This window comes from Pelomonas sp. CA6 (genome assembly GCF_022549225.1).
In the GTDB taxonomy this organism is placed as follows: Bacteria; Pseudomonadota; Gammaproteobacteria; order Burkholderiales; family Burkholderiaceae_C; genus Roseateles.
The window spans coordinates 489159-496816 of record NZ_JAKZFD010000002.1; the positions used below are offsets into that span (position 1 = coordinate 489159).

General features: G+C 71.7%; 4 protein-coding genes. 2 read left to right on the forward strand and 2 right to left on the reverse strand.

The features are described from left to right. The first annotated feature begins 23 nt into the window (after positions 1-23). Positions 24-434, forward strand: a complete 411-nt coding sequence (locus LZ017_RS05920) for a VOC family protein (protein ID WP_241299248.1) — start codon at positions 24-26, stop codon at positions 432-434. After that, positions 431-2848: an excinuclease ABC subunit UvrA gene (locus LZ017_RS05925; protein ID WP_241299250.1), complete on the forward strand. Its 2418-nt coding sequence runs from the start codon at positions 431-433 to the stop codon at positions 2846-2848. Before LZ017_RS05920 ends, LZ017_RS05925 begins: the two co-directional genes overlap by 4 nt. On the opposite strand, the gene LZ017_RS05930 is transcribed toward LZ017_RS05925, so the two are convergent. Both LZ017_RS05930 and LZ017_RS05935 read right to left on the reverse strand, forming a co-directional pair. After that, entirely contained in the window at positions 2836-4506 is a 1671-nt protein-coding gene (locus tag LZ017_RS05930; protein ID WP_241299252.1) for a ShlB/FhaC/HecB family hemolysin secretion/activation protein, read from the reverse strand. The genes LZ017_RS05925 and LZ017_RS05930 overlap by 13 nt on opposite strands. Before the next feature lie 29 nt (positions 4507-4535). Next, on the reverse strand, positions 4536-7658 hold a 3123-nt coding region (locus LZ017_RS05935; protein ID WP_241299254.1), incomplete at its 5' end, for an MBG domain-containing protein.

A 7658-nucleotide genomic window follows, 5' to 3' on the forward strand; every position in this document is an offset into this window, starting at 1 on the left:
AACCCCAAGGAGGCAAGTGCAGCATGAACCTGAGCATCCATTCCACCTTTCTGCCGCACGAAGACCCCGAACGGTCGCTGGCCTTCTACCGCGACCTGCTGGGCCTGGAACTGCGCAACGACGTCGCCTACGGCGGCCATCGCTGGCTCACGCTGGGCGCGCCCGGCCAGCCGGTCTCGCTGGTGCTCTTCCCGCCCGGCGCCACGCCCGGCGTCACCGAAGAGGAGGGGCGCGTGCTGGCCGAGATGATGGCCAAGGGCACCCTGGCGATGATCATCCTGGCGACCCCTGACCTGGACGGCGTCTTCGAGCAGCTGCAGGCGCGCGGCGAGGTCGAGATCGTCCAGGAGCCCACCGACCAGCCCTATGGGGTGCGCGATTGCGCCGTGCGCGATCCAGCGGGCAACATGGTGCGCATCCAGCAAACGGCATGAAGCGCCCGCCGCCGCCCGCCGCCGCCGACCGCCATCCAGCGGACCGCCACGACACGATCCGCGTGCACGGCGCGCGCGAGAACAACCTGCAGGACATCCACATCGAGATTCCCAAACGGCGGCTGACCGTGTTCACCGGCGTGTCCGGATCGGGCAAGAGCTCGCTGGTGTTCGGCACCATCGCCGCGGAGTCGCAGCGGCTGATCAACGAAACCTACAGCGCCTTCGTGCAGGGCTTCATGCCCGCGCAGGCGCGGCCGGACGTGGATGTGCTGGACGGGTTGACGACGGCCATCGTTGTCGACCAGGAGCGCCTGGGCGCGCAGTCGCGCTCCACGGTGGGCACGGCCACCGACGCGAACGCGATGCTGCGCATCCTCTTCAGCCGGCTCGGCCAGCCGCGGATCGGGCCGCCCGGCGCCTTCTCGTTCAACGTGCCCACGGTGCGCGCCGCTGGCGCGATCACGGTGGAGCGCGGTGCCGCCCGCACCGTCAAGCAGAGCTTCAGCCGCCTGGGTGGCATGTGCCCGCGCTGCGAGGGCATGGGCACGGTCTCCGAGATCGCGCTGACCGAGCTCTACGACGACAGCAAGTCGCTCAACGAGGGCGCGCTGCGCATTCCCGGTTTCAGCATGGACGGCTGGTATGGCCGCATCTTTCGCGGCTGCGGCTTCTTCGACCCGGACAAGCCGATCCGCAAGTTCAGCAAGCGCGAGCTGCAGGACCTGTTGCACAAGGAGGCGACGCGCATCCAGGTGGACGGCGTCAACCTGAGCTACGAGGGGCTGATCCCGCGCATCCAGAAGTCCATGCTGGCCAAGGACGTCGACGCGCTGCAGCCGCATGTGCGCGCCTTCGTCGAGCGCGCGGTGCGTTTCTCGACCTGCCCCGACTGCGGCGGCACGCGGCTGGCCGAGGCGGCGCGTTCGTCGCGCATCCGCGGCCTCAACATCGCCGAGGTCTGCGCGATGCAGATCAGCGACCTCGTGCCCTGGCTGGCCGGCCTCGACGCGCCCGAGGTCGCGCCGCTGATCGCGGCGCTGCGCCGCACGCTGGATTCTTTCGTCGAGATCGGCCTGGGCTATCTGTCACTGGAGCGGCCCACCGGCACGCTGTCGGGCGGCGAGGCGCAGCGCACCAAGATGGTCCGCCACCTGGGCTCGGCGCTGAGCGACGTCAGCTATGTGTTCGACGAGCCGACCATCGGCCTGCATCCGCACGACATCCAGCGCATGAACGAGCTGCTGCTGCGGCTGCGCGACAAGGGCAATACCGTGCTGGTGGTCGAGCACAAGCCGGAGACCATCGCGATCGCCGACCACGTGGTGGACCTGGGTCCGGGGGCGGGGCGCGACGGCGGTCGCGTCTGCTTCGAAGGCAGCGTGCAGGGCCTGCGCGACAGCGGCACGTTGACCGGCCGCCACCTGGACGACCGCGCCGCGCTCAAGCCCGCGACGCGCCAGCCCCGCGGGGCGCTGCAAGTGCGCGGCGCCTGCACCCACAACCTGCGGCAGCTGGACGTGGACATCCCGCTGGGCGTGCTGGTGGCGCTGACCGGCGTGGCGGGCTCAGGCAAGAGCTCGCTGGTGCAGGGTTCGCTGGCCGGGCGCGACGGCGTGGTGCTGGTGGACCAGGACGCGATCGGCGGCTCGCGGCGCAGCAATCCGGCGACCTGCACCGGGCTGCTGGACTCGATACGCAACGCCTTCGCCAAGGCCCATGGCGTGAAGCCGGCGCTGTTCAGCGCCAACTCCGAGGGCGCCTGCCCGGCCTGCGGCGGCGCCGGCGTGGTCGAGATTGACCTGGGCAGCATGGCCGGGGTCGCCGTGCCCTGCGAGGACTGCGGCGGCAAGCGCTTCCAGGCCGCTGTGCTGGCCTACCGGCTGGGCGGTCAGGACATCAGCGAGGTGCTGGCGATGTCGGTGCAGCAGGCGCTGGCGTTCTTCGCCAGCGGCGAGGCGCGTCTGCCCGCGGCGCTGGCCATACTGCGCCGGCTCGCCGATGTGGGGCTGGCCTATCTGACGCTGGGCCAGCCGCTCACCACGCTGTCCGGTGGCGAGCGCCAGCGGCTCAAGCTGGCGATGCGCATGGCGGAGAAGGGCGACGTCTACGTGCTGGACGAGCCCACCGCGGGCCTGCATCTGGCCGACGTCCAACAATTGCTGGCCTTGCTGGACCGGCTGGTCGACGAGGGCAAGTCGGTCATCGTGGTCGAGCACCACCAGGCGGTGATGGCGCATGCCGACTGGATCATCGACCTGGGGCCCGGTGCCGGACACGAGGGCGGCCGCGTCGTCTTCCAGGGCACGCCGGCCGAGCTGGTGGCCGGCCGCGCGACGCTGACCGGCCAGCATCTGGCGGACTATGTGAAGGCGGCGCCGACGACGGCGCGGGCCGCGCGTCAGAAGCGGTAGTCGGCCCTCAGGAACAGGCGCGGGTTGCGGTCCGGGCGTTCCGCCGTGCTGGTGCCGCCGCGCAGCCGCGCGGCCAGCGTGGCTTCCAGGGTCCAGCGCTCCAGCGAGGCGCGCAGCCCCAGGCCCGCGCCGGCCAGGGCCCGACGCGCGGCCGAGCCGGCGTCCCAGGACTCGACGTTGGCGCGCGTGCGCGCGCCGTCGACGAACAGAAAGGGCGTGGTCGGGCCGGCTTCCATGCGCAGCTCCAACTGCGCGAGCCAGCCGGCGTCGCCGCTGCCCTCGCCCATCGGGTAGGCGCGCACGCCATAGGAGCCGCCGGCGCCGAATTTCTCGGAGGCGTCCAGGTTCTGCGCCGCCCATTGCGCCGACAGCCGGCCGTACAGCGTGAAGGGCCCGCCCAGCTTCTGGATGCGCGCGATGTCCAGGTTGAGCTTCTGGAACCCGCCCTGGGTGCGCGCGGTGAGCGCGTCGGTGGCCAGCGATCCGGCGTCCAGGTTCAGCCGGCCGGCCGTCAGGCTCAGCAGGCCATAGGTGACGCCGCCACCGCCCAGCGCGTCGCGGCGGTCGAACTGCAGCCCCGCGACCAGCAGCCGGCTGGACTTCTCATGCACCACCTCGACGGCGCGCAGGCGGTCTTCCATGCGCTTGTGCTGCAGGCTCAGCGTCGCGAGCAGATTGCTGGCCTGCGAGCGCAGCACCGGATAGCTGAGCCGGGCCGTCGCCACGCGGGCATAGCCGGCGGCGTCGAGTTCGGCGAACTCGCCGCCCAGCTGGTAGCTGGTGCGCGCCATCCCCAGCATGCCGCGCAGGCCGCTGGGGCCCAGCGGGGTTTCGTATTCGGCCGAGCCCAGGCCCATGCGGCGGTCCGTGTACAGCGCGCTGAAGCTCAGTTTGTCGCCATAGCGCCAGGGGCTGTTGATGCGCAGGTTGGCGGTGGCGCGCGTGCTGCCGGTGTTGCGGTTGCCGGCGTTGTCCAAGCCCAGTTCGCCGCTGACGGTGTCGGTGCGGCGGATCTCCACCAGCAGGTCGCCCTCGCCGCGTTCGCCGCCGGGGCGCAGCACCGGGCGGACCTTGCGCGCCGGCTGGTCGTCCAGGATCAGCAGCGTGCGCTCCAGGTCCGCGTCGCGGATCACCTCGCCGCGCCGCAGCCCGTGGTCCAGAAAGGGCTGGGCGCCCTGCGCGTCGGCGGCATCGTCGGTTCCGACGGCGAGCACTTGGCCGAAGCGGCCTTCGACGATCTGCACCACCAGCGCGCCGGCGCTGCTGCTTTGCGGCGGCACATAGACCTGCACGAAGGGATAGCCGCGGCGGCGGTAGTGGCCCATCAGGGTGTCGGTCAGCGCGCGCAGCTGGGCCAGCGTATAGCGCCGGCCCTTCCAGTCGCCCAACGCGGCGAGCAACTCGTCGCTGGGGATGGCGAGGTTGCCGCGCAGCTCCAGGGTTTCCAGCTGCAGCGTGGGTCCGCTGCCCTCGCCCCCCGGGGCGGAGGCCGCGGCGGCGGGTGGCGGCGGCAGCGCGCTCTGGTCGGAACGCAGCGGGCGCGGCGGCTGCCGGCCCTGGAGGTCCTGGGCCTCGCTCGGGGCCGCGCCCTGGGCGATCGCGCCGCTGCCAAAGACCAGCAGGGCCAGCAGCGGGGGGGTGTGTTTCAGCTTCCTCACAGACGCATGCTCCGGCTTCAGGGCCTGTCTTATTTGGTCGCCGCGGTGGCGACCGCCGAGGGAGGTGCACCGATGTTAATGCCACCCTCGATCACGAACACATCCAGCGGGCCATTCGCGCTGGGCACGACGACGGCGGGGTTCAGCACCTTGTTCTTGCCGTTCTTGCCCGTGCTGTTCTCCACCTTCGCGCCCACCTCGGCGCTGCTGGCGACAGGGCCGGTTCCGGGCGTGGTGTAGACCAGGATCGACGCGTCGCCAGCGGCGGCGGGCGCGGCGGCCGGGATGCCGCTCGTACCCGCGCCTGCGCTCGTACTCGCGTTCGCGCCCGCACCCGCACCCGCAACGGCGGCGGTCGGTGCCGCCGACAGCGTGATCGCGGAGCCGCTCGGGGCCGCGCTGACGGCGGGCGTACCGGGGGTGAGCGGAATGTAGTTGAGCGTGCCGTAGCCGCTGCCGCCGGTTTCGCGGGCCAGCGCGGGCACGGCGTTGTCGGCGAAGGCCGGTACCGAGACGGGCTTGGGCACCAGTTCCTGGCCGCTGGACGGGGCCGGCGTGACGCTCAGCGCCAGCTCGTTGCCGGGGGCCTGGACGAAGACATAGTTGCCCTTGTTGGCGCTCAGGCCGCCACCGCTCACCGCGTAGCTGCCCACCGCGCTGGTCGGCGTGGCCGGGCTGGCGAAGCTCAGCGCGCCGGTCGTGGCCGAGGCCAGCGTGTCGCCGCCGACGAAGCCGCTGACCGTGCCGATGAGTACCGGATTGTTCGCGCCATAGATGCGCGAGGCACTGCCGGCCACATAGCTCAGCGTGGCCGGCGTCACGCTCAGCGTGCCGGGCGCGTAGCGGATGGCGTAGTTGGTGCTGCTCAGCCCCTGGGGCTGCAGCGTGTAGCGGCCGGCGTCGACCGCGCCCTGGGCGCTGCCGCCGTAGCTCAGCGTGCCGCCCAGCACCGCCGCGCTCTCGTTGTTGACGAAGCCGCTGAAGCTGACGCCGGCGCCGCCCGCCCAGGCCTGCGCGTCGTAGGTCTTGCTGGCGTTGCCGGCGCTGACCAGCAGCGGCGCTGGCGTGATGCTCAGCGCCGTCGCGTTGCCCGGGGCCTGCGCGAAGACATAGTTGCCGTGGTTGGCGACCAAGCCGCCGCCGCTGACCGCGTAGCTGCCCACCGGGCTGGTGGCGCTGGCGCCGCTGCCGAAGCTCAGCTGCCCGCTGGTGGCCGAGGCCAGCGTGTCGCCGCCGACAAAGCCGCTGACGCTGCCGCCAAAGCCGGGGTTCGCGGCGCCATAGCCGCGGCTGCCGGTGGTGGCGGTCAGCATCAGCGTGGCGGGGTTGATCGTCAGCTCGGCATTGGCGAGGTGCAGCTCGTAGTTGCCGGCGTCGCGGCCGGAGACGCTCAGGTTGGACGCATAGCGGCCGGCGTTGCGGCCGCTGGCGAGCCCGTCGACGACGATGTGGTCGCCGGCCAGGAAGCCGCTGGTGCTGGCGGGTGCCTGGCTTTGCACCGCGCCGTTGTAGACCGTGCTCGCCGGCGCCACCGAGACACTGGCCACCGCGCGCGTGATGCTGCTGCTGGTGTCGGCCACTGTGCTCACCGTGTAGTTGGCGCCGCCGTTGCCGTCGTTCACGGTGTAGCCGGTCACGAGCATGGTCTTGCCGCTGCCGGCGTTCTTGTCCACGTAGGCCTGGGTCAGGCCACTGACCGTGTCGTTGCCCTGCAGGCCCGCGACCGTGGGCGTTGCGCTGGAGAGGGTCGTGCCGTTGTAGGTCCGGGTGGCAGGCGTGGCGCTCAGGGTCAGCGCCGCCGGGTTCACCGTGAGGCTGCCGTCCACATAGCGGATCGCGTAGTTGCCGGAGCTCAGGCCTTGCGGCGTGATCGTGTAGCGGCCGGCGTTGACCGCGCCCTGGGCGCTGCCGCCGAAGCCAAGCGTGCCGCCCAGCACCGCGGCGCTCTCGCCGTTGACGAGGCCGCTGAAGCTGACGCCGGCGCCGCCGTTCCAGGCCTGTGCGTTGTAAGTCTTGCTCGCGTTGTTGGCGGCCACCGTCAGCGCCGCCGGCGTGATGCTGCCGATGCTGCCGCTGACGCTGGACGGCAGCGTGTAGTTGGCCAGGTTGGTGCTGCCGGTGGCGGCGAAGTCGCTGTTGTTCAGCGCGACCGTGACCCACTTGTTGGCGCCGGCGTTGGCGTCGGCATAGCGGCCGATGGTCTGGGTCACGGTGGCGCCCTCGCCGGCCGCGAAGCCGCTGAGCAGGAAGTTCTGCGGCGCCAGCAGCGCGGTGGTCGTGCCGTCGTAGACCTTGCTGGTGCTGCCGGTCAGCGTGCCGGTGATCAGCGTCAGGCCGGCCTGCGTGATGTTCAGCGTGCCGTCGACGAAGCTCAGCGCGTAGTTGCCGGCCGTCAGGCCTTGCGGCGTGATCGTGTAGCGGCCGGCGTTGACCGCGCCCTGGCTGCTGCCGCCAAAGCTCAGCGTGCCGCCCAGCACGCTGGCGCTCTCGCCGTTCACGAAACCGCTGACGCTGACGCCATTGCCGCCGCCGTAGGCATTGCCGCTGTAGACCTTGCTGTCGTTGTTGGCCGTCACGGTCAGCGGCGCCGGCGTCACGGCCAGCGCGTTGGCATTGCCGGCGGACTGCACGAAGACATAGTTGCCGTGGTTGGCCGTCAGGCCGCCGCCGTTGAGGGCGTAGCTGCCGACGTTGCTGGTGGCGGTGGCCGGCGTAGCGAAGGCGAGCGTGCCGGTGGTGGCGTTGGCCAGCGTGTCGCCGTTGACGAAGCCGGTGACCGTGCCGGTGGCGGCCGGGTTGCTGGCGCCGTAGAGCCGCGAGGCGTTGGCGGCGGTCAGCGTCAGCGTGGCCGGCGTCACGGTCAGCGCCGTGGTGTTGCCGGCGGCCTGCGCGAAGACGTAGTTGCCGTTGTTGGCGGTGAGGCCGCTGCCGTTGATGGCATAGCTGCCGACGTTGCTGGCGGTGGTAGCGGGCGTCGCGAAGGCCAGCGTGCCGGTGGTGGCGTTGGCCAGCGTGTCGCTGCCGACGAAGCCGGTCACCGTGCCGCTGAAACTGGGGTTGGCCGCGCCATACAGTCGCGACGCGCTGTTGGCCGCCACGGTCAGCGTGGCCGGGGTGACGCTCAGCGCGCTGGTGTTGCCGGCGGCCTGAGT